The sequence below is a fragment of the Ruegeria sp. EL01 genome, assembly GCF_900313035.1.
GTDB lineage: Bacteria > Pseudomonadota > Alphaproteobacteria > Rhodobacterales > Rhodobacteraceae > Ruegeria.
Window position 1 is genome coordinate 305,484 of record NZ_OMPS01000046.1, and the last position, 25,389, is coordinate 330,872.

The 25,389-nt window shown below is 55.7% G+C and carries 26 protein-coding genes; 14 read left to right on the forward strand and 12 right to left on the reverse strand.

Features of this window, described 5'->3' with window-relative positions:
• Positions 1-65: 65 nt before the first annotated feature.
• From D9K61_RS21850 to cobA, 6 genes are all read right to left on the reverse strand, one after another.
• Positions 66-899 carry a ferredoxin--NADP reductase gene (locus D9K61_RS21850; protein ID WP_120635654.1) on the reverse strand — a complete coding sequence of 278 codons (834 nt, stop codon included), beginning with the start codon at positions 897-899 and terminating at the stop codon, positions 66-68.
• A 105-nt stretch (positions 900-1,004) separates the two neighbouring features.
• Complete coding sequence (locus D9K61_RS21855; RefSeq protein ID WP_120635309.1) at positions 1,005-1,412, reverse strand: DUF934 domain-containing protein; 408 nt, start codon at positions 1,410-1,412, stop codon at positions 1,005-1,007.
• Positions 1,409-2,170: a phosphoadenylyl-sulfate reductase gene (locus D9K61_RS21860; protein WP_120635310.1), complete on the reverse strand. Its 762-nt coding sequence runs from the start codon at positions 2,168-2,170 to the stop codon at positions 1,409-1,411. The genes D9K61_RS21855 and D9K61_RS21860 overlap by 4 nt, the downstream gene beginning before the upstream one ends.
• Complete coding sequence (locus tag D9K61_RS21865; protein WP_120635311.1) at positions 2,160-3,824, reverse strand: nitrite/sulfite reductase; 1,665 nt, start codon at positions 3,822-3,824, stop codon at positions 2,160-2,162. Before D9K61_RS21865 ends, D9K61_RS21860 begins: the two co-directional genes overlap by 11 nt.
• A 63-nt stretch (positions 3,825-3,887) precedes the next feature.
• Complete coding sequence (locus D9K61_RS21870; protein ID WP_120635312.1) at positions 3,888-4,202, reverse strand: DUF2849 domain-containing protein; 315 nt, start codon at positions 4,200-4,202, stop codon at positions 3,888-3,890.
• Positions 4,202-4,978, reverse strand: coding sequence for a uroporphyrinogen-III C-methyltransferase (gene cobA / locus D9K61_RS21875; protein ID WP_120635313.1), 777 nt, complete (start codon positions 4,976-4,978; stop codon positions 4,202-4,204). Before cobA ends, D9K61_RS21870 begins: the two co-directional genes overlap by 1 nt.
• A 144-nt stretch (positions 4,979-5,122) precedes the next feature.
• On the opposite strand from cobA, the gene D9K61_RS21880 reads away from it, so the two are divergent.
• Positions 5,123-5,602 carry an Lrp/AsnC family transcriptional regulator gene (locus D9K61_RS21880; RefSeq protein ID WP_120635314.1) on the forward strand — a complete coding sequence of 160 codons (480 nt, stop codon included), beginning with the start codon at positions 5,123-5,125 and terminating at the stop codon, positions 5,600-5,602.
• 5 nt (positions 5,603-5,607) lie between these two features.
• Here D9K61_RS21880 and D9K61_RS21885 read toward each other — a convergent pair whose 3' ends face one another.
• Positions 5,608-6,789 (reverse strand): cytochrome P450, encoded by a 1,182-nt coding sequence (locus D9K61_RS21885; protein ID WP_120635655.1) that lies wholly within the window; start codon positions 6,787-6,789, stop codon positions 5,608-5,610.
• Between the two features lie 47 nt (positions 6,790-6,836).
• On the opposite strand from D9K61_RS21885, the gene D9K61_RS21890 reads away from it, so the two are divergent.
• From D9K61_RS21890 to D9K61_RS21920, 7 genes are all read left to right on the forward strand, one after another.
• Positions 6,837-8,570: an ATP-binding protein gene (locus D9K61_RS21890; protein WP_120635315.1), complete on the forward strand. Its 1,734-nt coding sequence runs from the start codon at positions 6,837-6,839 to the stop codon at positions 8,568-8,570.
• Positions 8,567-9,796: a sigma-54 dependent transcriptional regulator gene (locus D9K61_RS21895; protein WP_120635316.1), complete on the forward strand. Its 1,230-nt coding sequence runs from the start codon at positions 8,567-8,569 to the stop codon at positions 9,794-9,796. Before D9K61_RS21890 ends, D9K61_RS21895 begins: the two co-directional genes overlap by 4 nt.
• 365 nt (positions 9,797-10,161) lie before the next feature.
• Positions 10,162-11,163, forward strand: a complete 1,002-nt coding sequence (locus tag D9K61_RS21900; RefSeq protein ID WP_120635317.1) for a DctP family TRAP transporter solute-binding subunit — start codon at positions 10,162-10,164, stop codon at positions 11,161-11,163.
• A gap of 115 nt (positions 11,164-11,278) precedes the next feature.
• Complete coding sequence (locus D9K61_RS21905) at positions 11,279-11,956, forward strand: TRAP transporter small permease (protein WP_120635318.1); 678 nt, start codon at positions 11,279-11,281, stop codon at positions 11,954-11,956.
• A complete protein-coding gene (locus tag D9K61_RS21910; RefSeq protein ID WP_120635319.1) occupies positions 11,956-13,332 on the forward strand; it encodes a TRAP transporter large permease in 1,377 nt (458 codons plus the stop codon). Before D9K61_RS21905 ends, D9K61_RS21910 begins: the two co-directional genes overlap by 1 nt.
• Positions 13,333-13,486: 154 nt before the next feature.
• Entirely contained in the window at positions 13,487-13,798 is a 312-nt protein-coding gene (locus tag D9K61_RS21915) for a multidrug efflux SMR transporter (RefSeq protein WP_120635320.1), read from the forward strand.
• Between the two features lie 77 nt (positions 13,799-13,875).
• Complete coding sequence (locus D9K61_RS21920) at positions 13,876-14,322, forward strand: nucleoside deaminase (RefSeq protein WP_120635321.1); 447 nt, start codon at positions 13,876-13,878, stop codon at positions 14,320-14,322.
• A gap of 24 nt (positions 14,323-14,346) precedes the next feature.
• Here the strand turns inward: D9K61_RS21920 and tpiA are convergent, their stop codons facing one another.
• Both tpiA and D9K61_RS21930 read right to left on the reverse strand, forming a co-directional pair.
• The gene (tpiA, locus tag D9K61_RS21925; RefSeq protein WP_120635322.1) at positions 14,347-15,096 is read right to left on the reverse strand and encodes a triose-phosphate isomerase; all 750 of its coding nucleotides are present in this window, start codon (positions 15,094-15,096) and stop codon (positions 14,347-14,349) included.
• A gap of 151 nt (positions 15,097-15,247) precedes the next feature.
• Positions 15,248-15,613: an iron-sulfur cluster assembly accessory protein gene (locus D9K61_RS21930; RefSeq protein ID WP_120635323.1), complete on the reverse strand. Its 366-nt coding sequence runs from the start codon at positions 15,611-15,613 to the stop codon at positions 15,248-15,250.
• A 218-nt stretch (positions 15,614-15,831) separates the two neighbouring features.
• Here D9K61_RS21930 and D9K61_RS21935 point away from each other — a divergent pair, with 218 nt between their 5' ends.
• Complete coding sequence (locus D9K61_RS21935; protein ID WP_254055839.1) at positions 15,832-16,173, forward strand: hypothetical protein; 342 nt, start codon at positions 15,832-15,834, stop codon at positions 16,171-16,173.
• Between the two features lie 246 nt (positions 16,174-16,419).
• On the opposite strand, the gene D9K61_RS21940 is transcribed toward D9K61_RS21935, so the two are convergent.
• The 3 genes from D9K61_RS21940 to D9K61_RS21950 all read right to left on the reverse strand — a co-directional run bounded on the left by D9K61_RS21940 (position 16,420) and on the right by D9K61_RS21950 (position 18,045).
• Positions 16,420-16,782 (reverse strand): SUF system Fe-S cluster assembly protein, encoded by a 363-nt coding sequence (locus tag D9K61_RS21940; protein WP_120635324.1) that lies wholly within the window; start codon positions 16,780-16,782, stop codon positions 16,420-16,422.
• A 94-nt stretch (positions 16,783-16,876) separates the two neighbouring features.
• Positions 16,877-17,155, reverse strand: coding sequence for an NfeD family protein (locus D9K61_RS21945; RefSeq protein WP_120635656.1), 279 nt, complete (start codon positions 17,153-17,155; stop codon positions 16,877-16,879).
• Complete coding sequence (locus D9K61_RS21950) at positions 17,155-18,045, reverse strand: SPFH domain-containing protein (RefSeq protein WP_120635325.1); 891 nt, start codon at positions 18,043-18,045, stop codon at positions 17,155-17,157. Before D9K61_RS21950 ends, D9K61_RS21945 begins: the two co-directional genes overlap by 1 nt.
• Positions 18,046-18,220: 175 nt before the next feature.
• Here D9K61_RS21950 and D9K61_RS21955 point away from each other — a divergent pair, with 175 nt between their 5' ends.
• The 5 genes from D9K61_RS21955 to D9K61_RS21975 all read left to right on the forward strand — a co-directional run bounded on the left by D9K61_RS21955 (position 18,221) and on the right by D9K61_RS21975 (position 25,274).
• Entirely contained in the window at positions 18,221-19,132 is a 912-nt protein-coding gene (locus D9K61_RS21955; RefSeq protein ID WP_120635326.1) for a nucleoside hydrolase, read from the forward strand.
• 63 nt (positions 19,133-19,195) lie between these two features.
• The gene (gene tgt / locus D9K61_RS21960) at positions 19,196-20,326 is read left to right on the forward strand and encodes a tRNA guanosine(34) transglycosylase Tgt (protein ID WP_120635657.1); all 1,131 of its coding nucleotides are present in this window, start codon (positions 19,196-19,198) and stop codon (positions 20,324-20,326) included.
• Positions 20,327-20,417: 91 nt separating this feature from the next.
• Positions 20,418-20,825 (forward strand): DUF6636 domain-containing protein, encoded by a 408-nt coding sequence (locus D9K61_RS21965; RefSeq protein ID WP_120635327.1) that lies wholly within the window; start codon positions 20,418-20,420, stop codon positions 20,823-20,825.
• A gap of 224 nt (positions 20,826-21,049) precedes the next feature.
• On the forward strand, positions 21,050-23,458 hold the full coding sequence (gene lon, locus D9K61_RS21970; protein ID WP_120635328.1) for an endopeptidase La: 2,409 nt from the start codon (positions 21,050-21,052) through the stop codon (positions 23,456-23,458).
• 256 nt (positions 23,459-23,714) lie between these two features.
• Positions 23,715-25,274 (forward strand): phage integrase SAM-like domain-containing protein, encoded by a 1,560-nt coding sequence (locus tag D9K61_RS21975; protein WP_254055851.1) that lies wholly within the window; start codon positions 23,715-23,717, stop codon positions 25,272-25,274.
• Positions 25,275-25,389 lie beyond the last annotated feature (115 nt).

Genomic DNA, 25,389 nt, shown 5'->3' on the forward strand with positions numbered 1-25,389 from the left:
AAAATCCAAGGATTTATAGCGGGATTTGGCTGGCTAGGTGTTGAATTCCCGGCCAGCCACGCCGATCAGCCGACAAATGCCTTTTCGATCACAAACTCTTTCGGGTCGGAATTGGCACCTTCGCGCAGTCCGAATTCTTCCAGGATCGCTTTGATGTCGAGGTTGAACGCCAAGGAACCACAGACCATTGCACGGTCTGTTTCGGGCTTGATACCACCTTCGACACCCAGATCCGAAAACACGGTGCCGTCTTTCAGCAACTCGGTAATACGACCCATCTTTGGGCTCTGTTCCCGGGTTGTGGTCGGGTAATAGCGGATCTTGTCGGCAAAACCTTCACCGATCAGTTCGGCCAGCAACTCGTCCTGACGGATGTTTTCGATCAACTGACGACCATATTCCAACTCGGCCACTTCGCGGCAGGTGTGGGTGATGATGATCTCGTCATAATCCTCATAGGTCTGCGGCTCGCGCAGCAGCGAGGCGAACGGCGCAAATCCTGTACCGGTGGCAAAGAACCACAAGCGTTTGCCGGGCAGCAGGGCGTCATGCACCAAAGTGCCAACAGGCTTGGGGCGCAGGATAATCTGATCACCCGGTTTGATGTGTTGCAGTCTCGACGTCAGCGGACCGTCCTGCACTTTGATCGAGTAGAACTCCAGCTCTTCGTCCCACGACGGCGAGGCGATGGAGTAGGCGCGCAGCAGCGGTTTGCCGTTGTCGCCCAGCAGGCCGATCATCACGAACTCGCCCGAGCGAAAACGCAAGCTGGCGGGGCGGGACACCTTGAAGGAGAACAGGCTGTCGGTCCAATGCTTCACATCGGTTACAGTCTGGGCGTCCGGCAGGACAGGGGCCTTAACGGCTGTGGCTTCGGTCACGGGCATCATCTCTGTCATCATTTCACTATCGGTCTGTTAAACCGACATCTCCGTTTAAGCTTTGATTCAGGTCATGAAAAGGGGCGGATTGCCCCCTTGTGTCACAAGCTGGCGAGCGGCGCGTTAACCGCGCAGGCGGGCCTGATAGTTGTTGTCCTGCCAATTGGCGCGGGCAAGCCATTGATCTTCCGTTTGGCGAGAGGCCAGATCCTGATTGATTTCCACCTCGTCAAACCCGCTGCGGCGGGCCATCGCATACTGATCGGCCAGCACATGCCCTTTGGCACGCAAACGTCCGGTGTATCCTTTCAAGCGCAATGTACGGGCAATGGTGAAACCACGCCCGTCCGCAAATGAGGGGAAATCCACCCGAACCATTTCTGCACTGCCTAAACGGTCAATCAGCTCATCTGGGTCCGTGTCCGAGGCGACGTCCAGTGCAACAACGTCATTCGCGGCGTCTTCCAACGTTACATAGCCATTGGTCCAATCGTCGGGTGCAAACCCTTCATCGTTTACGATTACAGTCATGTTTTCTCTCCTGCGCGCACCATTTTTCCATCAACAAAGTGGATGCCGCATTCTTCTTTGCTCTGATCGCGCCAGCGTCCGGCGCGGGGGTCTTCGCCTTCTTTGACGGGCGAGGTGCAGGGCGCACAGCCGATCGAAGGGTATCCTTTGGCCACCAGCGGATGCCGGGGCAGATTGTTTTCGTCCATATAGGTGCGCACATCTTCGGGCGCCCAATGGGCCAGCGGGTTGACCTTGATCCGGCCGGTTCCGTCTTCGACCTCAAAAAACTCGAGCGTGGTGCGGGTGCCCGCCTGAAACCGCTTGCGCCCGGTGATCCAACCGCAATAGCCCGACAAAGCCTGTTGCAGCGGGAAGGTCTTGCGCAGGTTGCAGCACGCATCCGTATCCCGCAGGCGCAGCGCGCCATAGGGGTCTTCGCGCTCCACGTCCTCATCATCCGCCCGGATGATCTTGACGTTCCGCAAACCCAGACGCTCGCTGACCACTTGCTGGTACTCCAGCGTTTCGGTGAACAGCATCTGCGTGTCGATGAACAGCACTGGCGTCATCTTGTCGACCACCGCTGCCATATGCAGCAACACCACCGATTCCGCGCCAAAGCTTGAAACCAAGGCGAGCTCGTCGATTTCTTCTATGGCACCATGCATCACATCATGGGCGCTGTGATGGCGGAACCGGGTATTCAGCGCTTCGACTTTTTCAGTCAGCTCGGCGCGGTCTTTACCCAGTTCCGTCTGGATCAGATCAAGCGGCATTGGCCTGCGCCTCAGGGTAGAGTGCCGCCTTGAACGGCGTCATTCCAACCCGGCGATAGGTTTCCAGGAAAGTCTCCTCGGCGCTTTCACGTTGTTCCAGATAGGCCTCGACGATGCGTTCTACTGCGGGCACGATTTCGTCATAGGCAAAACCTGGACCAGTGCGGTCACCAATGGCGGCAGTTTCAGTTCCGTCACCACCCAAAGTGATCTGATAGTTCTCCACGCCTGCGCGATCCAATCCCAGAATGCCGATATGGCCGACATGATGGTGACCACAAGCGTTGATGCACCCCGAGATCTTAATTTTCAGGTGGCCGATGTCATGCTCCAGCTTCATGTCTTCAAAGCGGGTCGCAATTTCCTGGGCAACCGGGATCGAACGGGCCGTCGCCAGCGCGCAGTAATCCATGCCGGGGCAGGCAATGATGTCGCTGATCAGGCCGATATTTGCGGTGGCCAACTCATGTTCTTTCAGCCTGGCGTGGATCGCGGGCAGGTCCGATTTATGGACATGCGGCAGGATCACGTTCTGCTCATGGCTGATGCGCAGCTCGTCATAGGCGAACTCTTCGGCCAGGTCGGCCATCACGTGCATCTGCTCGGCAGTTGCATCGCCCGGTGTTGCGCCGTGCTTCTTGATCGAGATCGTGACGATCGCATGATCCGCGTTCTTGTGCGGTGCGATGTTGGTGTCGACCCACGACCGGAATACGGGATCATTGGTGTATGCGGATTCAAAGGATGCAACCGAACCTTCGCGGAAGGCGGGCGCCGCGAAGTGGCCCTTGATCTCTTCCAGCAGATTCATGTCGGCGCCTATGAACTGCGGGCGGACTTGCAGGAAGCGCTCGTTGACCTTGGCACGGATGGCGTCGATGCCATGCTCGTGCACGGTGATCTTAATGCGCGCCTTGTATTTGTTGTCGCGGCGACCGATCTGGTTCCAGACGGAAACGGTGGCCTCAAGATAGGCCAGCAGATCGTCAAAGGCGACGAATTCGGACAATTCCTTGCCGATCATCGGGGTGCGGCCCAGGCCGCCACCTACGATAACACGGGCACCAAGAACGCCATCACGCTCGACCAGTTGCAGGCCGATGTCATGTGCCTTGATCACGGCCCGGTCATTCTCGGACCCGGTGATGGCGATCTTGAACTTGCGCGGCATGAACTGGAATTCCGGATGATCAGTCGACCACTGGCGCAGCAGTTCGGCATAGGGGCGCGGGTCCGCGACCTCATCCGCGGCGGCACCGGCGAAATGGTCGGCGGTCACGTTGCGGATGGTGTTACCCGAGGTTTGAATGGCGTGCATGCCAACTTCGGCCAGCGCGTCCAGCATGTCCGGAACGTCGTTCAACTTCGGCCAGTTGTACTGGATGTTCTGCCGGGTGGTGAAGTGGCCGTAGCCCTTGTCCCACTTCTGAGCCAGAAGGGCCAGTTGGCGCATCTGTGCACTGTTCAGCGTGCCATAGGGAATGGCGACCCGCAGCATATAGGCGTGCAGCTGCAGATAAAGGCCGTTCATAAGGCGCAGAGGCTTGAACTCATCCTCGGTCAGAGACCCGTCAATACGACGCTCGACCTGCGCGCGGAACTGTGCGTTACGCTCGGCCAGGAATGCGGTGTCGAATTCGGAGTAGCGATACATATCTAGCTGTCCTTATTTGCAGCCCCGAACCTGGGGCCATAGAGGGGAGAAGGGGGCCTGAGGTCAGGTCCGGGGCTGCGGGGAAGATTCCTGTTTGCCGTGGGCATAGTTGGACGGGCCAGTCCGGCGGAAATCTTCCCGGAAATGGGTGGGTTCAGGGCCGCTTTCACCAGCTGCTGCGTCGGCAAGGTATGCCCCGACGATCTTGCTGGCCTGACGGGCCGCATCAAGCAGACGTACCTGTGCGTGTGCCTCGTCAGTGATCAGCTCTGCTTCGGACAGATCACGCGACCAGCGGTCATCTTCGGTCTGATAAATCACATCGCCTTCCAGCAAATCGTTTGCAGTGACGACTTTGGGGGTAAAAGCGCGGGCCATCAGGCAAGCTCCTTATTGAATTCGGTGACGGCCTGCGCCGCGTCGCGCGGGGCAAGGCCATAAAATGTCAGGGCCGGACCGTCCATTTCGGCGGCCGCCAGATCGGTGGGCAATTGGTCCAGCGTGGTGGACAGAATACGTTGATCGGGGCGCGATGCGTTTTCGACCAGAGTGACCGGCGTGGCGCGATCTGCACCGTGCATGATCAGGCGACCCTGAATGAAACGGGCGGATTTCTTGCCCATGTAGATTGCAGCCACAGAACCTATACGCGCCAGCGCGGCCCAGTCGTGATCGGCAAAGCCCCTCATGTCATGCCCGGTCAGGAACCGGATGGAAGAGTTTCGGCCACGGCGGGTCAGGCTTTGACCTATTCCCGCAACAGCTGCGGATGCGGCGGTGATGCCCGGAACGATACGCCACGAGATACCGGCGGCCTCGACCGCTTCGATTTCTTCGTCCAGACGACCGAATACGGTGGGGTCACCGGACTTCAGGCGCACGATACGCTTGCCCCGCAAGGCATGCTCGACCAGGAGCTGATCAATGTCTTCTTGTTTCCACGACGGCCTAAACCCAGCTTTGCCAACATCGACCAGCACAGCACTTTGTCCTGCCAGCGCAAGAACTTCATCACTGATCAACCGGTCGTGCAGGACAACATCTGCCTGATCAAACGCAGACAGAGCCTTGAGCGTCAGCAATTCTGGATCACCGGGGCCGGCGCCGACAAAGTCGACATGTCCTGTGTCTTTTGTCTCATGTGGATGCTGCATCAGATCGTCTCAAGCTTGGTTTGACTTGCCTCTCAATATAGGAAATATTCCCACCAAAGCGCCATATGGCCACCTAAATAAGAACAAATGTTCTAACGGGGTGGTGTTTTGGAACGCTGGTTTCGAAACGGAAGGAAATTTGGAATGCCGGTGCGCATAGACGACATGGATCGGAAAATTCTGGCCGAGCTGCAGCGCGATGCCAGTCAGTCACTGGATGAAATTGCGGCTCAGGTCGGCAGTTCCAAGACGCCGGTGTGGAATCGCATTCGCAAAATGAAAGGGGCCGGGATCATCGGTCAGCAGACTGTTTTGCTGGATGCTGAAGCGCTGGGTTTTGAGGCGACGTTTTTCGTATTGATCCGAACGTCCGAGCATGAAGCGGAATGGCAGCACAAATTCCTGAAAGCCTTGCGGGATCACCCGGAAGTGCAAGAAGCGCACCGGCTGGCGGGGGACATCGATTACATCCTGAAGGTCAGGGTCAAAAACGCCCGTGCCTACGATCAGTTTTACCAATCCCTGATCTCAGAGGTACGGGTCCATAACGTAACGGCCTTGCTGTCGATGGAGGAGATCAAGTCGACAACAATGCTGCCACTGAATGCGTTGGTTGAGGCCTGATTGCCTCAGGCGCACACCAACAGGCGTTCCAAGCCATGAAAGTGATAGCTGTTTGAATAAACAGGTTGTTCCGACAACCGCAGGTTTGGGCATCTTTGGAACAGAACCGGCAGAGCAATCCGCATTTCCAGCCTAGCAAGGGGTGCGCCGACGCAGAAATGCAGTCCTCCGCCGAAGCTAGTGTTGGTTTGAATCGCGCGCGTCGGATCGAACCTGTTTGGATCTGGCCAGATTGCAGGGTCACGATTCGCCGCGCCGAGCAGAAGGGCCACCTGATCCCCCCGCTTGAAGGCGTGTCCAAATAGCTCGACATCCTCATAGGCGTAGCGCGTGAACATGTGCAAAGGCGGATCATACCGCAAGACTTCCTCGACGGTTTTGTCGATGGCATCTGCGGCGAACGCTTGCGGGCTGGTTCCAGTCTGCAACAACGTTTTCACACCGTTGCCAAGGGAATGGACCGTGGCTTCGTGGCCCGCGTTCAGGATAAGTATGCAGGTTGCCACCAACTCGTCGCGGGAAAGCTTCTCGCCTTCTTCTTCGGCAGTGATCAGGCGGGTGATCAGGTCATCGCGTGGATCATTGCGACGCCTTCCGATGTAATCGTCGAGAAAATTGGTGAAGTCCTGCGCAGATTGCGCGGCCATGTCTTCGGTCTCACGGGTGCGGCTGGCCTGATACATAGCAACCATGTCATGCGACCAGCGAAGCAGGTTGGGGGCCATATCCTCTGGGACGCCTAGCAGACGGCAGATCGTTATGACTGGAACTTGCGTGCAATAAAATTCCAACAGATCGAAGGGTTCATCAGGGAAGGCGTTAACAAGGGTGTTGCATAGGTCTTCGATGGATGGCGTAAGCGCCGCGATGGCGCGCGACGTGAACGCCCGCATGACCAAAGCGCGCAGGCGCGTATGTCGGGGCGGTTCGGCTTCCAGCAGAGAATGCGCTTCGACCGCAAGCCAAGGGGCGAGGTGGTCTGGACCAGCTCGCGCCAATTCGGGCGGAACTTCGCGACCAAACCGTCGATCGCGAAACAATGTCTGAACGGCGTTGCGAGAAACCGCGGCGACCATGTTGTAGTCGTTCCAGTACACCAAACCGCCATATTCACGAGCAGTGTCGTAGAACAGGTATGGGTCTTGTACGAAACCGGCGTCAGTCGGGGATTGGTGCAATGTCTTCATGCGGCGCAGACTTGCCATGCGCTGCTCTGAATGCAAGACCCTATGTCATGCAAAGGATTTGGGTCATTATCGGTTTCCTGTTTGCCGTCGGGCTGTTGTCAGCGGCAGTTTGGTCCCATGGCTACCGGCAGGCGGTGTCGCAACTAAGTGAAAAGGCCGAGGCGGACCTTGAGCTGGCCGCGGACCGGCTGAGCACTCAGATGCAGGTGTACCAGGAACTTGCGGTGCTGATGGCCAATCATCCCACCCTGCGCGGGATAGAAACCCCCGAACAACGTCAAGACGCCGAAAAGATGCTGTTGGATGTGGCTGACAAAACAGCGGCTGTGAACATGATGTATCTAGACTTGAACGGCCAGATCTTAGCCTCGGCCCAACCGGTGGCACAGCGCAGCATGGTCGGGCATCCGGCGTTCGAACGTGCCTTGCAGGGCGCAATGGGTAGCGCGCGTGGTGTCCAACCCCTCAGCGGTGCGCGCATTTATACCTATGCGGCCCCAACCTTTGGTCCCGAAGGGCAAGTGGAAGGGGCGTTGATGGTTGTCGCTGATGTGCAAGATGTGGAACAAACCTGGCGCGGCAGTACCGAAGCGGTCTTTTTTGTCGATACGGACGGAGTGGTCTTTATCTCGAACCGATCTGACCTTCTGTTCTGGCATCGTGCCGACGGGCAACCGGGACTGACGCCACCTGACGGTGAGACAGTTGAATTCGCCTCATCCTGGGTCGATGAATATGAGCTGTGGACACTAAACTGGGGTCGCTATCTCCCGCGCCACGCGCTGCATCATACGCTTGACCTACCGGTGATCGGTATGACGGCTGAGGTTCTGGTGGATGTCGCCCCGGCCCGACGCCTGGCGGGGTTGCAGGCTGCGACAGTTGCCGCGATTTGCCTGGCCTTTGGTGCTCTGCTTTTTCTGGCGACCGAGCGACGGCGCACTTTGGCTGAGGCGAACACCGTTCTCGAAAGCCGTGTCGCAAAGCGAACCCGTGATTTGACGGTTGCCAACACCGCCCTTCGACGAGAGGTGGCGGAACGGCAAGAGGCCGAAGCGGCGCTGAAACAAGCGCAAGCTGATCTTGTTCAGGCCGGTAAACTCAGCGCTCTGGGGCAAATGTCGGCTGGTATAAGCCATGAGCTGAACCAGCCCCTAATGGCAATCAGGCAGTTTGCCGACAATGGCACGGCTTTCATGTCGCGTGGTCAGGGCGAGAAAGCCCACGAGAATTTGGGGCGCATTTCAGAAATGGCATCTCGGATGGCGCGGATTATCAAGAATCTGCGCGCATTTGCCCGAAACGAAAGTGAACCGGCAGGACGGGTTGATCTGATACATATCCTCAATACCGCCGTTGAACTGACCGAAGCGCGCCTGCGCGCGGAAGGCGCGTCATTGGATTGGGACCCGCCCACCAACCCGGTCTATGTTTGGGGGGGCGAAGTGCGTCTGGTTCAGGTGTTCGTCAACCTGATCAACAACGCGTTGGATGCCATGGAGGATCGCCCGCGCAGGCAGGTCACGATCGCTTTGTCCGGGCAAACGAGGTTGAGGGTCTCGGTGCGCGACACTGGCCCGGGGATCGCGGACCCGGATCGTGTGTTCGAGCCGTTTTATACAACCAAAAGCGTTGGATCTTCGGATGGGATGGGGCTGGGCCTGTCAATCTCTTACGGTCTGGTCCAAAGTTTTGGGGGCGATATTCGCGGTTCGAATACAGCGGACGGGGCCGAGTTCACGGTGGAACTGGACCCTTTTGAGAAGGAAGATGCTGCATAATGCGGAAGGTCTTGTTGGTTGATGATGATGCTGCCGTACGTGAGGCTTTGTCACAGACGCTAGAGCTGGCGGATTACGCTCCTGTCACCGCCGGGTCTTTCGTTGCCGCCAAAGATCACATTCGTGCCGATTTTCCCGGAGTAATCGTCTCGGACCTTCGTATGCCCGGGCGGGATGGGTTCCATCTTTTGTCATATGCCCGTGACATCGATCCGGACCTTCCGGTTATCCTGTTGACCGGAGAAGGCGATGTTCCCGTGGCCGTTCAGGCCATGGGTCAGGGGGCGTTTGATTTTCTGGAAAAACCCTGTGCCGCATCTGACTTGTTGGCGGTATTGGATCGGGCATTCACCGCCCGCAGACAGATTATTGAGCAACGCATGATGAAATCCGAACTCGAGCGCGGCGACCCCGCGGCGCGATTGTTGTTTGGCCTGTCCGATCAGGCGGAGGCGTTACGGGATCGGGTGCGCAATGTTGCCGGGACCGGGGCCGAGGTTCTGGTCAATGGTCCGCCCGGAAGCGGGATTTCAAAAGTGGCCGAAGTGGTTCACCTGATGTCAACTGTCGGTCAGGGGCCTTTCGTCAAACGCCCGGCCTCGGGCCTCAGCCCGGATGATTTGGCCCGTGCTTGTGAGGACGCAAGTGGTGGGTCCCTGTTTCTGGACGAAGTTTCGGCAATGTCGCAGGCCACGCAATACGCCGCGCTCGAACTGGTAGAGCGGGGCACTGATGCACGGATCATCGCCGGGACCACGGCTGATCTTTTGGCGCGAGTGTCCGAAGGACAATTCAACCCAGACCTTTTCTACCGTTTGGATGTAATGCGCATCTTGATCCCATCACTGTCCGAACGGCCCGAGGATATTCCGGTGATCTTCCGTCACTATGTGTCACAGGCCGCCGAGCAGGCTGGGATTGCCGAGCCTGAAATAACGTCCGAGCATCTGGCCGCTTTAATGGCCAGTGATTGGCCGGGCAATGCGCGATCGTTGATGTCAGCGGCGATGCGGTTTGTCTTAGGTATGCCAGAAGAGGTTGCAAAGGCGGCGAACCTTGGATTGAGCGAGCAAATGGCGCAGGTCGAGAGGTCATTGCTCATTGCGGCACTGGGCAGACACAACGGTAAAGCATCAGACGCGGCGAAGGCGCTAAAACTGCCCCGCAAGACGTTTTATGACAAGCTGACCCGCTATCAGATTCGACCAGAAGACTATCGCAGGTAACGGAGGCTCACGCCCACTTTGACTGTACTTTGAAGCAGCAAAAGAGGTTGGGCCAGGCAGCCCGCTGGAGCGGGCTGCGGTCGGCGTGGGATTTCTACGCTACGATTCGTGTGATTGATTCGTGAGTAGTGCGGAAATCCGCACAAACAGACGTTGAGGTGTGCGGTTTTCCGCACTCTGTTAGCGCTCAACGAATCTTTCCTGTAATGGTTAATCATTAAGGCACTGATTAATAGATATAAAAATAGATTTCAGACCCGATTGATCAACCCGTTGTGTGGTCAGGCTTGATTCGCTTCACTTCCGCCGTCTGGTGCTGTTTCAGCGCCAATGGGAAGGTTCAAAGAAGTCTGGGAGGAAAACAGATGAAAATTCTGACAACAGCCGCAACCGCGCTGGCGCTGACGGTGACAGCAACCGCTGGCATGGCAGCCTGCGACGAAGGCGAGATCGTCGTGAAGTTCGCTCACGTAACAAACACCAACAAACACCCTAAGGGTATCGCCGCATCCATGCTGGAACAGCGCGTCAACGACGAGATGAACGGCGTGATGTGTGTGGAGGTCTATCCTAACTCTACGCTGTACAACGACGACAAGGTGCTCGAGGCGATGCTGCAAGGCGACGTACAGCTGGCCGCCCCTTCGCTGTCGAAGTTCGAAAAGTTCACCAAGCAGTTCCGCCTTTTCGACCTACCGTTTATGTTCAAGAACATCGAAGCTGTGGACGCGTTCCAGGCCTCAGATGACGGCCAAGCCCTGAAAGACAGCATGCAGCGCCGCGGCCTTCAGGGGCTGGCATTCTGGCACAATGGCATGAAGCAGATGTCTGCGAACAAAGCGCTGATGGACCCGTCTGATGCAGAAGGCCTGAAGTTCCGTGTTCAATCTTCGGACGTTCTTGTCGCGCAAATGGAAGCCATCGGGGGAAGCCCGCAGAAAATGGCTTTCTCGGAAGTTTATGGTGCGCTGCAGCAGGGCGTGGTCGACGGGCAGGAAAACACCTGGTCGAACATCTACGGCAAAAAGTTCTTTGAGGTGCAGGACGGCATCACGGAAACCAACCACGGTATCATCGACTATCTGGTTGTGACCTCGGTTGACTGGCTGGACAGCCTTGATCCCGAAGTGCGTGATCAGTTCCTGACGATCCTTAGCGAAGTCACTGAAACCCGCAATAAAGAGGCATTCTCGGTGAACGAAGCAGCCAAAGCGTCGATCACCGATGCGGGTGGTATCATCCGTGATCTGAACCCGGAACAGCGTCAGGCATGGGTTGATGCCATGAAGCCTGTTTGGGACCAGTTCGCTGGTGACGTCGGTCAGGACAAAATCGACGCGGCGCAGGCGATCAACGCCGGGTTCTGATCCAAGAACAGACCGCGCGTCCGGGGACTGGGGAGTTATGGACGCACAGGTCGGGCGGGCCGGAATAGGCCCGCCATTTTTTAACTCTCATTAATGAAAATGTGGGGACAGAGAGATGTCTGGTGCGAATTCCGGCCAAGGCGGGCTGGTCGACCATATCGAAGAAACCTTGATTGCGTTGTTGCTGGGCCTGATGACGGCCATAACCTTTGCCAACGTGATTGCGCGGTTTGTTTTCAATTCCAATATCCTTTGGGCGCTCGAACTAACTGTTTTTGCCTTCGGGTGGCTGGTTCTTTTGGGTGCGTCATATGCGGTGAAAAAACACGCCCATCTGGGTGTGGATGCGATCCTGAACATGCTGGCACCTGCACCAAGGCGGATCCTTGCATTGGTATCCGTCGGCTGCTGTTTGGCGTTTTCACTGTTGATGCTGAAGGGCGCCTATGACTATTGGGCTGTCTTTGCGGATCTTCCGCCCACCTCGGGGCGATGGTTCCCGACCGGGTTCAATTTCGATGCCCGTAGTCAGAGCTTTTACGAAGTTGATGACATCCCCATGATCGCCCCGCTGCGTTTTCTGGAAGAGATGATCAACTACGGCGAATACTACGAAAAGCTGCCAAAAGTTGTGCCTTACTTCATTCTTCCTCTGTCGATGCTTTTGCTGTTCATCCGCTTTGTCCAAGTTGCAATGCAGATCTGGCGCGGCGAAACCGACCGCCTGGTTGCCAGCCACGAGGTTGAGGACGAGATCGAAGAAGTTCGCGCCCAGCAGGGAGAACACGACTGATGGATGTTGTTCTTCTTTTCTCGATGGTCATCGGCCTGCTGCTGATCGGTGTTCCGATTGCGGTGGCGTTGGGCCTTAGTTCGACCTTGTTCCTGCTGATCTATTCTGACAGTTCGCTGGCTTCGGTCGCAGGGACGCTTTTTGAGGCGTTCGAGGGCCATTTTACCTTGCTGGCGATCCCGTTTTTCATTCTGGCATCGTCCTTCATGACAACGGGCGGTGTAGCGCGGCGGATTATTCGCTTTTCAATTGCTTGCGTCGGACATTTGCCCGGAGGGTTGGCAATCGCGGGTGTGTTTGCCTGTATGCTGTTTGCGGCTTTGTCTGGGTCTTCTCCGGCCACGGTTGTGGCCATTGGGTCCATCGTTATCGCAGGTATGCGGCAGGTAGGATATTCGAAGGAATTCGCAGCTGGTGTGATCTGTAACGCAGGTACATTGGGCATCCTTATCCCACCTTCAATTGTGATGGTCGTCTATGCGGCGGCTGTCGAAGTCTCGGTCGGCCGCATGTTCCTGGCTGGCGTGATACCGGGCCTGTTGGCCGGATTGATGCTGATGATCACAATCTACGTCATGGCCAAGGTCAAAAACCTGCCCAAGGGAGATTGGAAAGGGTGGGGGGAGGTCTTCGTTTCAGCCCGTGAAGCCGGTTGGGGCCTGTTTCTGATTGTCATCATTCTGGGCGGGATCTATGGCGGGATATTCACGCCGACCGAAGCTGCAGCGGTCGCCGCTGTTTACGCCTTCTTCATTGCAAGCTTCGTCTACAAGGACATGGGCCCGCTCAGTACCGAAGACGGAACGCCGAACCGGTCCTTGCTGTCCAAGCCTTATGCGCTGGTCACTGCATTGTTCCATCCCGACACAAAGCACACCTTGTTTGAGGCGGGTAAGCTGACGGTGACCCTGCTGTTCGTCATCGCAAACGCTCTGATCCTCAAGCATGTTTTGACGGACGAGCAGGTGCCGCAGCATATCGCCAGCGCTATGCTTTCTGCCGGTCTTGGGCCTGTCACTTTCCTGATCGTTGTCAATGTGATCCTGTTGATCGGGGGTCAATTCATGGAACCTTCAGGCCTGTTGGTGATTGTTGCACCGCTGGTCTTCCCGATCGCCATCGAACTGGGGATCGATCCGATCCATCTGGGTATCATCATGGTGGTAAACATGGAGATCGGGATGATCACACCACCAGTCGGGTTGAACCTTTTTGTCACCTCCGGCGTCGCTGGAATGCCGATGATGAGTGTTGTGAAGGCAGCGTTGCCATTTCTGGCCGTGTTGTTCGTTTTCCTGATCATGGTGACATACATACCGTGGATTTCGACTTTCCTGCCCAACACCTTCATGGGACCGGAAATCATCACGAATTAGCCGGTACAGATTCGACAATAGACCGGGCGGCTGAAGCTGCCCGGTCTATTTGTGTCTTGATCCTGTATTTTCAGGTCTTATCTAACAGTCAGAGGACGACCTCCCCTCACCGGGAAATCAGTCGGGACGACCCGACCTGATCAAAGGTGTTCTTATGTCTTGGATTTTTCTTTTGTTCGCTGGCCTGTTGGAAATCGTTTGGGCTGTTGCCATGAAGCAATCTGCCGGGTTCACGCGCTTTTGGCCCACGGCGATCATGGGCGTGTCGATGATCGGATCCTTTGGTCTGTTGGCACTGGCGATGCGCACTCTGCCGCTCGGGACAGCCTATGTCATCTGGACCGGCATCGGCGCTGTTGGTGCGTTTATGGTTGGCATCATGTTTTTGGGTGAAGCCATCACCCCATTTAGGATTCTTGCGGCCGTTCTGATTGTGTCAGGTCTTGTCGTTATGAAGATGTCTTAGCTGGATTATCCTGCCGTTGACGCATTCCGATGCCTTCGGCAGGATGGCGAGCAAGGACCGCACAAGGAACCCCCAGCATGTTTACCGAAACCGACGCACGTTTGCTGCGCATCGCCTATGACGAAGCCAAGGCGGGGTTTGATGAAGGTGGTTGCCCGATCGGATCTGTACTGGCCCGAGATGGGCAGGTTGTCTCACAAGGGCGCAACCAGCGTGTCCAGCGCGGCGACCCGATTGCGCACGGCGAAATGGATGCGTTGCGCAAAGCTGGACGGCAACGAACCTATCGCGACACGGTGCTCTATACGTCTTTGTCACCTTGCATGATGTGCGCTGGAACCATTGTTCAGTTTGGCATTCCGCGCGTTGTCATCGGCGATACGCAGAATTTTGGGGGTAATGAAGACTTCCTGCGTGAACGAGGTGTCGAGGTCATCCTGGCGGAGGACCCCCAATGCATTGCACTGATGAAGCGCTTCATCGAAGAAAAGCCAGAGCTATGGGCTGAAGACATCGCAGAATAGACCACGGACCCGTTTGGGCCGCGCTCAGATACTTTCCAGCGCCTGAATAATGCCCGAAAAGTCTTCGGCCTTTAAGCTTGCGCCACCAACCAATGCACCGTCGACATTTGAGACGCCGAAGATTTCAGTGGCATTGCCTGGCTTGACGGACCCACCGTACAACAGACGCACGGATCGACCGACGCCTTCGCCAAATCGGCGTTCCAACCGGGCGCGGATGAAATCGTGAACCTCACCAATCTCTTCCAGTGTCGGAACCTTACCGGTGCCGATGGCCCAGATCGGTTCATAGGCAACCACCAGATTCTCGCCGGTCGACTGATCCGGGATAGACCCGGACAATTGGCCGCCAATGATGTCCAGCGTATTGGCCACGTCGCGTTGTTCAAGGCTTTCACCAACACAGATGATCGCCTGCAACCCTGCATCCATAACTGTCCGCGCTTTTGCGCGCACGTCTTCGTTCCGTTCCCCGTGATCCACGCGCCGTTCAGAATGTCCTAGGATCACGGCGCTTGCACCTGCGTCCTTTAGCATTTCAGCACTGATATCACCGGTATGAGCACCCGAGGCGTCCGCATGACAATCCTGACCGCCAACCGAAACACTGGTGTTCTCAACCGCACTGGCGGCGCGATGGAGCAGGGGCGCAGGTGGGCAAATCAGAATATCAAGGGAAGGAGAGGGATGTTTGGCCGCCAGCAGGTCAAGCTCACTCAGCGCAGCGCCGGTTCCGTTCATTTTCCAGTTTCCAGCCGCCAGCTTACGCCGCATATCCAATCCTCTCGTAACACTATGTCATTTGATAGATCGGATAGCACCGTCTGGACAGCCTGACAATTCCGGTTGCAGATAGCAGGCGCAGCGTTTGAAGACGGCGCCTGAAGGACAGCCCAAACGAAATTCAACTCTGTTGCAGGAGAGTTCAGCGCTGTGACGCAAGGCTTTCATCGAATTTAATCGATTCACCGCAGCCGCAGGCATCGACGACATTCGGGTTTTTGAACTTGAAACCCGCTTCCAGCAAGGAGACCTCATAGTCGATTTCAGTGCCAAACAGGAACATCTGCGCCATTGGGGCGATCATCACACGCGCGCCGTCTTGTTCGACAACCTCGTCATGTGGGTCAGGCTGATCGACATATTCCATGGTGTATTCCATGCCAGCGCATCCGCCTTTTTTGACACCAATGCGCAACCCGGCATGACCGCCGGATGACATCAGGCGGGTGATCTGCTCTGCAGCTTTGGGCGTTATGGTCACGGCTTGCTTGCCGGGAATGCCAAACATCTGAGTCTCCGTCGTCGCGCGTTACCTTCAATTTAGGGCCGACTGAGGTGAGGCTCAAGTATGTGTGTGGAAAAGAACAGATTTTCCCATCGATTATGGCTTTTTGGGTGTTTCGGAATCCACAGCTTGTTTGGTTGTGGTGATCGCCTTAGCTTGCCAATGTGCGACCCACTTTGATTGAATGCTGCAATGCAACCCGATGAGAAAGGTGACGTGGAATGAATGTGCTAAACATCAAGGTTAAGGTATTGGCGAAGCTGATGCCTGTGTTCTGTGTTGCAGGTGTTATGGCTATTGGCCCAGCGTTTGCCGCGTCGGACACTGAAAGACATCCGGTCAATTGCGCAACAGCCGAGGGCGATCTGCGCGCCATCGATGCGGAAAAAAAGCATGCCGAAGACAAGCAACTTGAAAGTGTGGCTGCCATTACGCCTGCTGGTGCATTGCTTGGGTTGGTGACGGGAACCGAGAATAAGAGGCTCAGGATGTTGTCAGGGGACTACATTAAGCAGCTTGATGCCAGATCGGCCGAAATCAAAGCGACCTGTGGTCTGAAATAGATCTGGCCGTAGGAAACGTTACCATGAAAAAGGACCGTTCTCGGGCAAGAACGGTCCGTATTTGGGCCTAGGTCTTTTGGGGGCGGCAATCAATCAGTCGGCCCGCGCATCTAACGCGCCAAGTGATCGAGATGACGATAATGCCCCCCATGTGTCCCACAATTGTATGACAATGATTTTACGGTTCAGTAACAGAGAAGAAACCGTTTTGTGACAACGACTGGAGTGCGATCACGCGAAGCGGGCTTACATAAAGCCGAGTTCCAGACGAGCTTCGTCCGACATCATTTCCATGCCCCAGGGCGGTTCCCAGGTCAGTTCGACGTCAACTTCTTTTACACCAGCGACGGGTTCAATGGCTTCCATGATCCATCCGGGCATCTCACCGGCAACGGGGCAGCCGGGGGCGGTGAGCGTCATGATCACCTTCACGGCGTTGTCGCTGGCGATATCGATCGTATAGATCAGCCCAAGGTCGTAGATGTTGACGGGAATTTCAGGATCAAAAACCGTCCGGCACGCTTCAACCACGAGCTCGTACAAGGGGTGTTCTATTGTCGACGGCGCAATCAGCGGTGTGCCTTCAAACTGTTCGCTCGGGTGGGTCATTGGTGCCTCGGGTCAGTTGCCTGAGTGATTATATAGGGAATGCCTGCTACAGCGTCCAGTGGGGCAATAGCGCCCAGTTGAGCGCCAAAGCTGTTTAGTCATTGATATCGTGTTCAAAGGTCTTCACCTGACCATGCGGCCGGGCGAACATCCGACGCAGGATAAGCCAGGCCACCAAAGACAGAACCGCGAATATCAGCAACAGAAAGGACAATGACGGTACAAACCCCGGAATGACCAATAGAAGGCCCGTGATCGCTGCGCCGATTGCAAAGCCCAGAAATATGAAACCGGGCAGGGCAACTTCAAGGATCGCCAGCGCAAGTGCGGCGGCCAGCCAAATCCACCACGTCAGCCAAAAGGGATCCGCCATCATTTTCCTCCCTTGAGCATCTTGAACGCATCCCCAAAGGCTTCAATTGCGTTTGCAGGAACGATGATCGTCTGTTTTCCAGAACCGTTGCCCAGCGCGTTCAGGGATTCAACTTGCTTCAGTGCGACCTGATACTGCGCCGCTTCGATGCCATTGTCCTGAATGGCTTTGGCAACAACACCTGTGGCGTAGGCCTCGGCGTCAGCTTGGATACGGCGGGCCTTGGCAGTTTGCTCGGCCGCGTATAATTCGGCGTCGGCTTGCAACTCGACCGATCGTTTTAGACCTTCCGCTTCGGTCACCTGCGCCCGGCGTGCACGTTCGGCGTTCAGCTGCTGTAACATTGCGTCCCGTGTCGCCTGATCCAGATTCACGTCCAGAATCTCTGCGCGGGTGACTTCAATGCCCCAATCATCGACAGCGGTTTCAACGCTCTCCTGAATACGATTAATCAGTTGCGATCGGTTCGATTGGACCTCGTCCAGATCCATCTTACCAATTTCCGCCCGGACGATGCCGGCAACGGTTGTGGCAATGGCGCCGTCCACGTCCCGAATACGGTAGACTGTCTTTTCCGGCTCCAAAATACGGTAGAAGACCGAGGTGTCGATTTGAACCAGAACATTGTCCTTGGTGATCGCGTCCTGAGTGGCGTTCGGAAGCTGGCGTTCCAGGATCGAAATTTTATGACGCGCAACATCCAGAAATGGAACGATAAAGTTGATGCCGGGGCCGAGGACCGAGTGCAGGCGCCCGAACCGTTCGACCACATACTTTTCGGATTGCGGGACGATCTTGATGCCCTTGAGAATAACGACAACCACCAAAACGGCGGCCAAAACGTAGATGATGTTTGACGAAAGCAACCCAATAATCTGGTCTTCGGTCATATCTGTCCTCTTTTATTGTGTACGATGGTATACATTTATGAGTTGAGTCGTGTGATTTCAACTCTGGTATGGATGGAAACAAGGCGAATGCAAACGTTCAAATAGAGTAAGTTGAGGCCGTGTTTATGTATTGTGACCGCTTTGCATCCTTATCAGACTACGATATCGGGGCGCTATGAAACTGATAATCGACACCGACCCGGGCATCGATGATGCAATGGCCATCGCATATGCCGCTGCGGCCCCTGAAATCGAACTGGTTGGCCTGACCACCGTCTTTGGCAACACGCATGTGCACCAATCAAGTCGCAACGCGCGGTATCTGCTGGACAAATTGGGGCTGGATATTCCCGTAGCTCAAGGCGCGCCCTTCGCGCGTGGAGCAGACGGCCATGCGCCGTCCGAGCATGTCCATGGCCCAGAAGGTTTTGGCGACCTGACAGAAATCCCTGAAATCGGTGACAATCACACTTTGCCTGCTGCTGAATATCTTGCTGAAATGGCCCGCGCCCACAAAGGTGAACTGGTGGTCTGTGCAGTCGGACCTTTGACCAACATTGCGGATGCAATCCGCCTTGATCCCGAGTTTTCGTCGAATCTGAAGCGGCTGGTGATTATGGGCGGAGCGGTGTTCTGCCCGGGGAATGTTACTCAGCACGCTGAGGCGAACATCTATCACGACGCGCTGGCCGCCAACGAAGTCTTCGCGACCCCGCCGGAAACTGTTCTGGTCGGGTTGGATGTGACCCTGAAAACCCTCTATGAGCCCGCCGATTTCGAAGTGTTAGCCAATCGATCCCCGGATATGGGGGCGTTCCTGCGCGATATTTCCCGGTTCTATCTGAAGTTCTACAAGGAAATTGGTGGGCTTGAAGGGTGCGGATTGCATGATTCAACAGCTGTGATCGCCTGCACCCATGATCCGATGTTCGACATGGTTTCAACTGGCCTTCAGGTCATTACGCAAGGGCCTGAATTAGGGGCGACGCGGCCGAATCTGTCCCGCCCGTCAATCTCGGTTTGCCGCAATGTGGACGGGGCAGGGGTGGTGCGTTTGTTTACGGACCGCGTCGCCTCATTGCCCTGACGGGTTGCATTGGGTGGGTGGATCGGGCAGATGCTGCCCGGTTCCGCGATCCGAGATGATAACATGACCCTGCGATTTTCATTTGAACTGAAAGCCACTGATGGCAAAGCCCGCAACGGCGTCATCAAGACTCCGCGCGGCGACGTGCGTACGCCCGCTTTTATGCCGGTCGGAACAGCGGCTACGGTTAAGGCGATGATGCCCGAAAGCGTGCGCGCCACGGGCGCGGATATTCTGCTGGGCAACACATATCACCTGATGCTGCGTCCCACTGCAGAACGGATCGACCGTCTGGGCGGGTTACATAAGTTCATGAACTGGGATCGACCGATCCTGACGGACTCGGGCGGGTTTCAGGTCATGTCGCTGGCGGGGCTGCGTAAACTGACCGAGAAGGGTGTGACCTTCAAATCTCATATTGACGGCTCCAAACACGAATTGTCCCCGGAACGATCTATGGAGATCCAACGGCTGCTTGGATCCGATATCGTCATGTGTTTCGACGAATGTCCCGCATTGCCAGCTGATCGCGACCGTATTGCCGAATCTATGCGCCTGTCGATGCGGTGGGCAGACAGATCTCGTGAAGCGTTTGGAGACCGTCCGGGGCACGCGCTGTTTGGTATCATGCAGGGCGGGTTAGAGCGTGATTTGCGCGAAGAAAGCGCCGAAGCTTTGAAGGGCATTGGATTTGAAGGCTACGCAATAGGAGGTCTGGCCGTCGGCGAGGGGCAGGAGGCGATGTTCTCTTGCCTCGATTATGCCCCTGATTTCCTGCCTGATGATAAGCCGCGGTATTTGATGGGGGTCGGGAAGCCTGATGATATCGTTGGGGCGGTTGCACGCGGCATCGACATGATGGATTGTGTACTGCCTTCTCGATCTGGTCGCACAGGCCAGGTGTTCACGCGGTTTGGCGTTGTGAACATCAAAAACGCAAGGCACGCCGATGATCCGCGCCCCTTGGACGAGGCATGTTCCTGTCCTGCGTGCTCAAACTACTCGCGTGCCTATCTGCACCATGTCTTCCGCGCGAATGAGATGATTTCGGGCATGCTTCTGACATGGCACAACCTGCATTACTTTCAGGAAATCATGCAGGGTATGCGCGATGCGATTTCTGCGGGAACATTTGAGACGTGGCAGCAACAGTTCCATGCGCAGCGCGCGCAAGGAGATATCAGGCCACTTTAATCTCTCTTTCCGGTGACAATTCGCCTCAAAAACAGTACACTGTTTCAAGATTTAGGCCGTGCTATTTTGCGAATTGACCTCGGAGGCTGTGATGTTCCGCCCACTGATCGGCGCGATGATTGTATGTGCCACGCCCGCTTTTTCCGATGTCTGGACGTTTGAAACCCCGTCAGAAAACATACAATGCTCGGTCGGTGAAAGTGCAGGCGTTTCGGACATTCAATGCACGATCATTGAACGCAAAGGCCCGCCGGCCTTGCCGCGACCGGCCAATTGCCAGGCCGATTGGGGCCACGAGTTCTTGATGAACAACACCGGTACTGTTCAGATGATTTGCGCGCCCCTTAGCCGTCATCGCGACGGGTATCACCGGGCCGAATACGGCGTAACGGGTCAGTTTGGTGGTTTTGTGTGCAATTCATCGAAAAAGGGGCTTGAGTGCAAAAATCAGGACGATCACGGATTCTTTTTGTCCCGGGCGGTTCAACGCGTCTTTTGATGCCACGCTGACAAATCTAAGTCGCGTGTTTCGACAATTTTCGGTGGATATGTCACGCGGACATCTTGCAGTCGGTAACACCTCGGTTCATTCTGATTTTTGATACATGGCGGTAAGGTTGAAAAAGGGCGATGAGGCCCCACCTTTATTGTCCAAGACAGGAGACTGCCGAGTGTTGCCTCGATGAGGGACCAGAGCCGTCTTGCCAACGATAAGGATAGAGCATGCAAGAGCCTCTGAATTCCTCATACCCCGTCCTGCCACTGCGCGACATCGTGGTGTTTCCACATATGATTGTGCCGCTTTTCGTGGGCCGCGATAAATCGGTCCGCGCGCTGGAAGAGGTGATGCAGGATGACAAGCAAATTCTGTTGTCCAGCCAAATTGATCCCGGCGTCGATGACCCGGATGTCGACGGTATCTACCGTTCAGGCGTTTTGGCCAACGTTCTGCAATTACTGAAGCTGCCGGACGGCACTGTTAAGGTGCTGGTTGAAGGCCAGGCACGCGTGCAGATCACGGAATTTCTGGAGAACGACAATTTCTTTGAAGCCCGCGCCGAGTATCTGACCGAGATGCCGGGTGACGTGACCACGACTCAGGCGCTGCTGCGTACTGTCGCGGATGAGTTTGAACGTTACGCAAAAGTGCGCAAGAACATCCCCGAAGAAGCTCTGACCGCTGTGGGTGAAACCACCGAGCCCGCCAAACTGGCGGACCTTGTGTCCGGTCATCTGGGTATCGAGGTCGAGCAAAAGCAGGAACTGCTGGAAACCCTCAGCGTCAGCGAACGGCTTGAGAAAGTCTATGGCCTGATGCAGGGCGAAATGTCGGTTCTGCAGGTCGAGAAAAAGATCAAAACCCGCGTCAAATCCCAGATGGAGAAGACGCAGCGCGAATACTATCTGAATGAGCAGATGAAGGCCATTCAGAAGGAACTTGGCGATGGCGAAGACGGCTCGAATGAAGTCGCCGAGCTGGAAGAGAAAATCGCCGAGACCAAGCTGTCGAAAGAGGCGCGCGAAAAGGCCGAGGGCGAACTGAAGAAGCTGCGCAACATGAGCCCGATGTCGGCTGAAGCCACAGTTGTGCGCAACTATCTGGACTGGATTTTGGCTCTGCCGTGGGGCACCAAATCTCGTGTCAAAAAAGATCTGAGTCGCGCGCAAAAAGTTCTGGATGACGACCACTATGGCCTTGAGAAGGTCAAAGAGCGGATCGTTGAATATCTGGCAGTTCAGCAGCGTTCGAAAAAGCTGAAAGGCCCGATCATGTGCCTTGTCGGCCCTCCGGGCGTGGGTAAGACCAGCTTGGGTAAGTCCGTTGCCAAGGCCACGGGGCGCGAGTTCATTCGCATCTCGTTGGGTGGGGTACGAGACGAATCCGAGATTCGCGGTCACCGCCGGACATATATCGGCTCGATGCCTGGCAAGATCATTCAGGCGCTGAAGAAAGCAAAAACCACGAACCCGCTGATCTTGTTGGATGAAATCGACAAGATGGGGCAGGATTTCCGGGGTGACCCGGCATCTGCCATGCTTGAGGTGTTGGATCCTGAACAGAACAACACGTTCATGGACCACTACTTGGAAGTGGAATATGACCTGTCGAACGTGATGTTCCTGACGACGTCCAACAGCTACAACATGCCGGGGCCGTTGCTTGACCGGATGGAGATCATTCCGCTGGCCGGTTACACCGAGGATGAAAAGCGTGAGATTGCCAAGCAGCACTTGATTGACAAGCAGATCAAAAACCATGGTTTGAAAGCCAAGGAGTTTGAACTCACAGATGAGGCGCTACAGGCGATCATTCGCACCTACACCCGCGAAGCTGGCGTGCGGAATCTGGAACGCGAAATTGCCAAAGTAGCGCGTAAATCGCTGACCAAGATCATTAAGAAAGAGGCGGAAACCGTTGAGGTTACGCCGGAAAATCTTGATGAGTTCCTGGGCGTGCCAAAGTTCCGCTATGGTCTGGCCGAACAGGATGATCAGGTCGGTGTTGTCACCGGTCTGGCTTGGACATCGGTCGGTGGTGATCTGCTGCATATCGAGGCGCTGAAACTGCCGGGCAAGGGGCGGATGAAAACCACAGGTAAGCTGGGCGATGTGATGAAGGAATCCATCGACGCAGCCTCGTCCTACGTGCGGTCCATCTCGCCTCAGATCGGGGTGAAGCCACCCAAATTCGACAAGTTGGACATCCACGTCCATGTGCCGGACGGTGCTACACCAAAAGATGGCCCAAGTGCGGGTCTGGCAATGGTGACATCGATCGTGTCGGTGCTGACCGGTATTCCGGTGCGCAAGGACATTGCCATGACCGGCGAGGTCTCGCTGCGTGGCAACGCCATGCCAATTGGCGGCTTGAAGGAAAAGCTGTTGGCGGCGCTACGTGGGGGTATCAAAACCGTTCTGATCCCCGAGGAAAACGCGAAGGATCTGGTCGAGATTCCGGACAACGTGAAAGAGGGTCTGGACATCATCCCGGTGACGCATGTCTCAGAGGTTCTGAAACAAGCTTTGGTGCGTGCGCCTGAGCCTATCGAATGGGACGAAGCCGCCGAGGAAGCAGCCGCGGCGGCAGCCAAAGCCGCAGAAAGCACAAGCCCGTCTGCTACGGCCCACTAAATTAATCTGTAACCAATAAAAGGGCGCATCTTATGGGTGCGCCTTTTTTCGTTTCTCACAATGCAGCTAGCCGGCTGTTACCTAACGGCCCGAGGAAAGAGAGACAAAGTCAACGATTTACCGGGGAGGGCGTGGTGGGTGATAAGAGATTTGAAAATGTGACTTGGATAAATCGAGCCATATTACCTTGATTATATGGGTTGTCGCTTGTTTTGAGTGCCAAAAGCGTCCTACATGGGATGGCCTAGTGTCCTACATGGAGCTTTTCCGGATGCCCACAAAGAACGACATTCCTTACCTCAAAGTCGCGGCTAAGACTGGCCTTTGCAAGTACATCCGCCGCGTCCCGGAAAGCATGCAACAGGCGGTGGGGAAGAAGGTATGGGAAAAACGGCTTGGTTCTGATTTCGACGAGGCCGTTCGTAGGTGCCACAAACTTACCGACGAGCACGATGCACTGATTGAATCCCTGTCTGACCCCGATGCCCGCGCTGCACGTGTCAGGCAGAATGAGAACAAGAGCGCAGCCAAGGTGCTGGACTTAACTCTGGACCACTCGTCGAATCCAGCCTCCGATTTCAGCAATCCCGAAGTGATTTCTAAAGAGCGCTGGCGCGACACTGAATCCGTGATGCAGAAAGCGGTGAAAGAAAGCGCCCAGCGTGAGCGGGAAATCCTAGCGGTCTTCATGGCGTACGCCTTCGGTGATCACAGTTACATCGAGGCCCAACCTGTTGACGACGCATTCGGCATGACTTTGGTGCGGCACTTGCGCCCTCAGCGCCCGAATGACGGAACGAGCGCAATTATGTTTGATGCGCTAAAAGGCATGGTCGCAACCCGCCTGCGCCAGCTTCAAAGGGTGGTTACCAGCAATTCAGAGAACACGCTTTTGAAGCTTTTAGACCGCTACAAAGGTCTGGAATCCTTGTCCGACAACACCGCCCGCGCATACCGGAATGGTATTCAGAGATTCATTGATCGTGAAGGCGACTTAGACGCCCGCGAAGTTACCTCAAGGATGCTCAAGGACCACCGGGACCACCTTGTTGCTTTTGGCCTTGAACCGACCTCAATACGGACCCTCTTCGCCGGGATTGGTTCGGTCCTGTCCTTTGCGCTCGACGAGGAAGTGATAGAGGTCAATCCTGCACTGGGCCTTAAGTTCCCTCGCGACACGAAGTCAATTGAGGATCGAAAGCAAATTCCCTTCAAGCCGGATGAAGTGGTGAAAATATGGGATGCAGCGCAGGCGCGTTTCGCCCCAGATGGCAAAACCAGACTGAGCAAAGAACGCCGACGCGCGTACCTTATGTGTATCAAGACGCTAATCTTGACTGGCATGAGGCCGCATGAGTTTTTTCGTCTTCGGGATGATGATGTTTGTGATGTTTCCCAGATCGACGCCTATCAGGATGAATGGCGGGGCATCGGAATAAACATATGTTTCAGCAAGAGCGGCAATCGTCTTATGCCGCTGCCAGAGGGGCTTGCAGACCTTCCGGCGTTTATCAATGGTGGTGGGCTGGCCTGTGTCCGTGACGCTGATGGCAAGCTGATCAAGGATGTGGTGAAGAACTTCTCCGAAAAGCAGTTTGACCCGATCTTGATGGAATTGAAACTTAAACGCCCGCGCGTGTCTCTGTATTCGACGCGCGGCACGTTCAATATGGCTATGAAGCGTCAGGGCGTTTCAAAAGAGATACGGCAACAGATCATCGGACATAAGCCAGATGGAAAGATGATGCGCCACTACACGGACCCGGAGACCATGGACGCAATGGCTGACGCCATGAACAAAGTGTCGTTCTGGTAAAGTGTAAATGACTGCTCTGAGCCCTTAGTTCCGGATGCTGCGCGAAATATGAGTGGCGGCTTCCAGCTTACTCCCCTCACCTGACCCATTTCTTGCTATTTCGAATTTGCGCTTT

Excerpts from the sequence above, each read along its gene's own strand:
- D9K61_RS21850 (WP_120635654.1), bottom strand. The coding sequence starts at position 899 with ATGACAGAGATGATGCCCGTGACCGAAGCCACAGCCGTTAAGGCCCCT.
- D9K61_RS21855 (WP_120635309.1), bottom strand. The coding sequence starts at position 1,412 with ATGACTGTAATCGTAAACGATGAAGGGTTTGCACCCGACGATTGGACC.
- D9K61_RS21860 (WP_120635310.1), bottom strand. The coding sequence starts at position 2,170 with ATGCCGCTTGATCTGATCCAGACGGAACTGGGTAAAGACCGCGCCGAG.
- D9K61_RS21865 (WP_120635311.1), bottom strand. The coding sequence starts at position 3,824 with ATGTATCGCTACTCCGAATTCGACACCGCATTCCTGGCCGAGCGTAAC.
- D9K61_RS21870 (WP_120635312.1), bottom strand. The coding sequence starts at position 4,202 with ATGGCCCGCGCTTTTACCCCCAAAGTCGTCACTGCAAACGATTTGCTG.
- cobA (WP_120635313.1), bottom strand. The coding sequence starts at position 4,978 with ATGCAGCATCCACATGAGACAAAAGACACAGGACATGTCGACTTTGTC.
- D9K61_RS21880 (WP_120635314.1), top strand. The coding sequence starts at position 5,123 with ATGCCGGTGCGCATAGACGACATGGATCGGAAAATTCTGGCCGAGCTG.
- D9K61_RS21885 (WP_120635655.1), bottom strand. The coding sequence starts at position 6,789 with ATGAAGACATTGCACCAATCCCCGACTGACGCCGGTTTCGTACAAGAC.
- D9K61_RS21890 (WP_120635315.1), top strand. The coding sequence starts at position 6,837 with ATGCAAAGGATTTGGGTCATTATCGGTTTCCTGTTTGCCGTCGGGCTG.
- D9K61_RS21900 (WP_120635317.1), top strand. The coding sequence starts at position 10,162 with ATGAAAATTCTGACAACAGCCGCAACCGCGCTGGCGCTGACGGTGACA.
- D9K61_RS21905 (WP_120635318.1), top strand. The coding sequence starts at position 11,279 with ATGTCTGGTGCGAATTCCGGCCAAGGCGGGCTGGTCGACCATATCGAA.
- D9K61_RS21910 (WP_120635319.1), top strand. The coding sequence starts at position 11,956 with ATGGATGTTGTTCTTCTTTTCTCGATGGTCATCGGCCTGCTGCTGATC.
- D9K61_RS21915 (WP_120635320.1), top strand. The coding sequence starts at position 13,487 with ATGTCTTGGATTTTTCTTTTGTTCGCTGGCCTGTTGGAAATCGTTTGG.
- D9K61_RS21920 (WP_120635321.1), top strand. The coding sequence starts at position 13,876 with ATGTTTACCGAAACCGACGCACGTTTGCTGCGCATCGCCTATGACGAA.
- tpiA (WP_120635322.1), bottom strand. The coding sequence starts at position 15,096 with ATGCGGCGTAAGCTGGCGGCTGGAAACTGGAAAATGAACGGAACCGGC.
- D9K61_RS21930 (WP_120635323.1), bottom strand. The coding sequence starts at position 15,613 with ATGTTTGGCATTCCCGGCAAGCAAGCCGTGACCATAACGCCCAAAGCT.
- D9K61_RS21935 (WP_254055839.1), top strand. The coding sequence starts at position 15,832 with ATGAATGTGCTAAACATCAAGGTTAAGGTATTGGCGAAGCTGATGCCT.
- D9K61_RS21940 (WP_120635324.1), bottom strand. The coding sequence starts at position 16,782 with ATGACCCACCCGAGCGAACAGTTTGAAGGCACACCGCTGATTGCGCCG.
- D9K61_RS21945 (WP_120635656.1), bottom strand. The coding sequence starts at position 17,155 with ATGGCGGATCCCTTTTGGCTGACGTGGTGGATTTGGCTGGCCGCCGCA.
- D9K61_RS21950 (WP_120635325.1), bottom strand. The coding sequence starts at position 18,045 with ATGACCGAAGACCAGATTATTGGGTTGCTTTCGTCAAACATCATCTAC.
- D9K61_RS21955 (WP_120635326.1), top strand. The coding sequence starts at position 18,221 with ATGAAACTGATAATCGACACCGACCCGGGCATCGATGATGCAATGGCC.
- tgt (WP_120635657.1), top strand. The coding sequence starts at position 19,196 with ATGACCCTGCGATTTTCATTTGAACTGAAAGCCACTGATGGCAAAGCC.
- D9K61_RS21965 (WP_120635327.1), top strand. The coding sequence starts at position 20,418 with ATGTTCCGCCCACTGATCGGCGCGATGATTGTATGTGCCACGCCCGCT.
- lon (WP_120635328.1), top strand. The coding sequence starts at position 21,050 with ATGCAAGAGCCTCTGAATTCCTCATACCCCGTCCTGCCACTGCGCGAC.
- D9K61_RS21975 (WP_254055851.1), top strand. The coding sequence starts at position 23,715 with ATGGAGCTTTTCCGGATGCCCACAAAGAACGACATTCCTTACCTCAAA.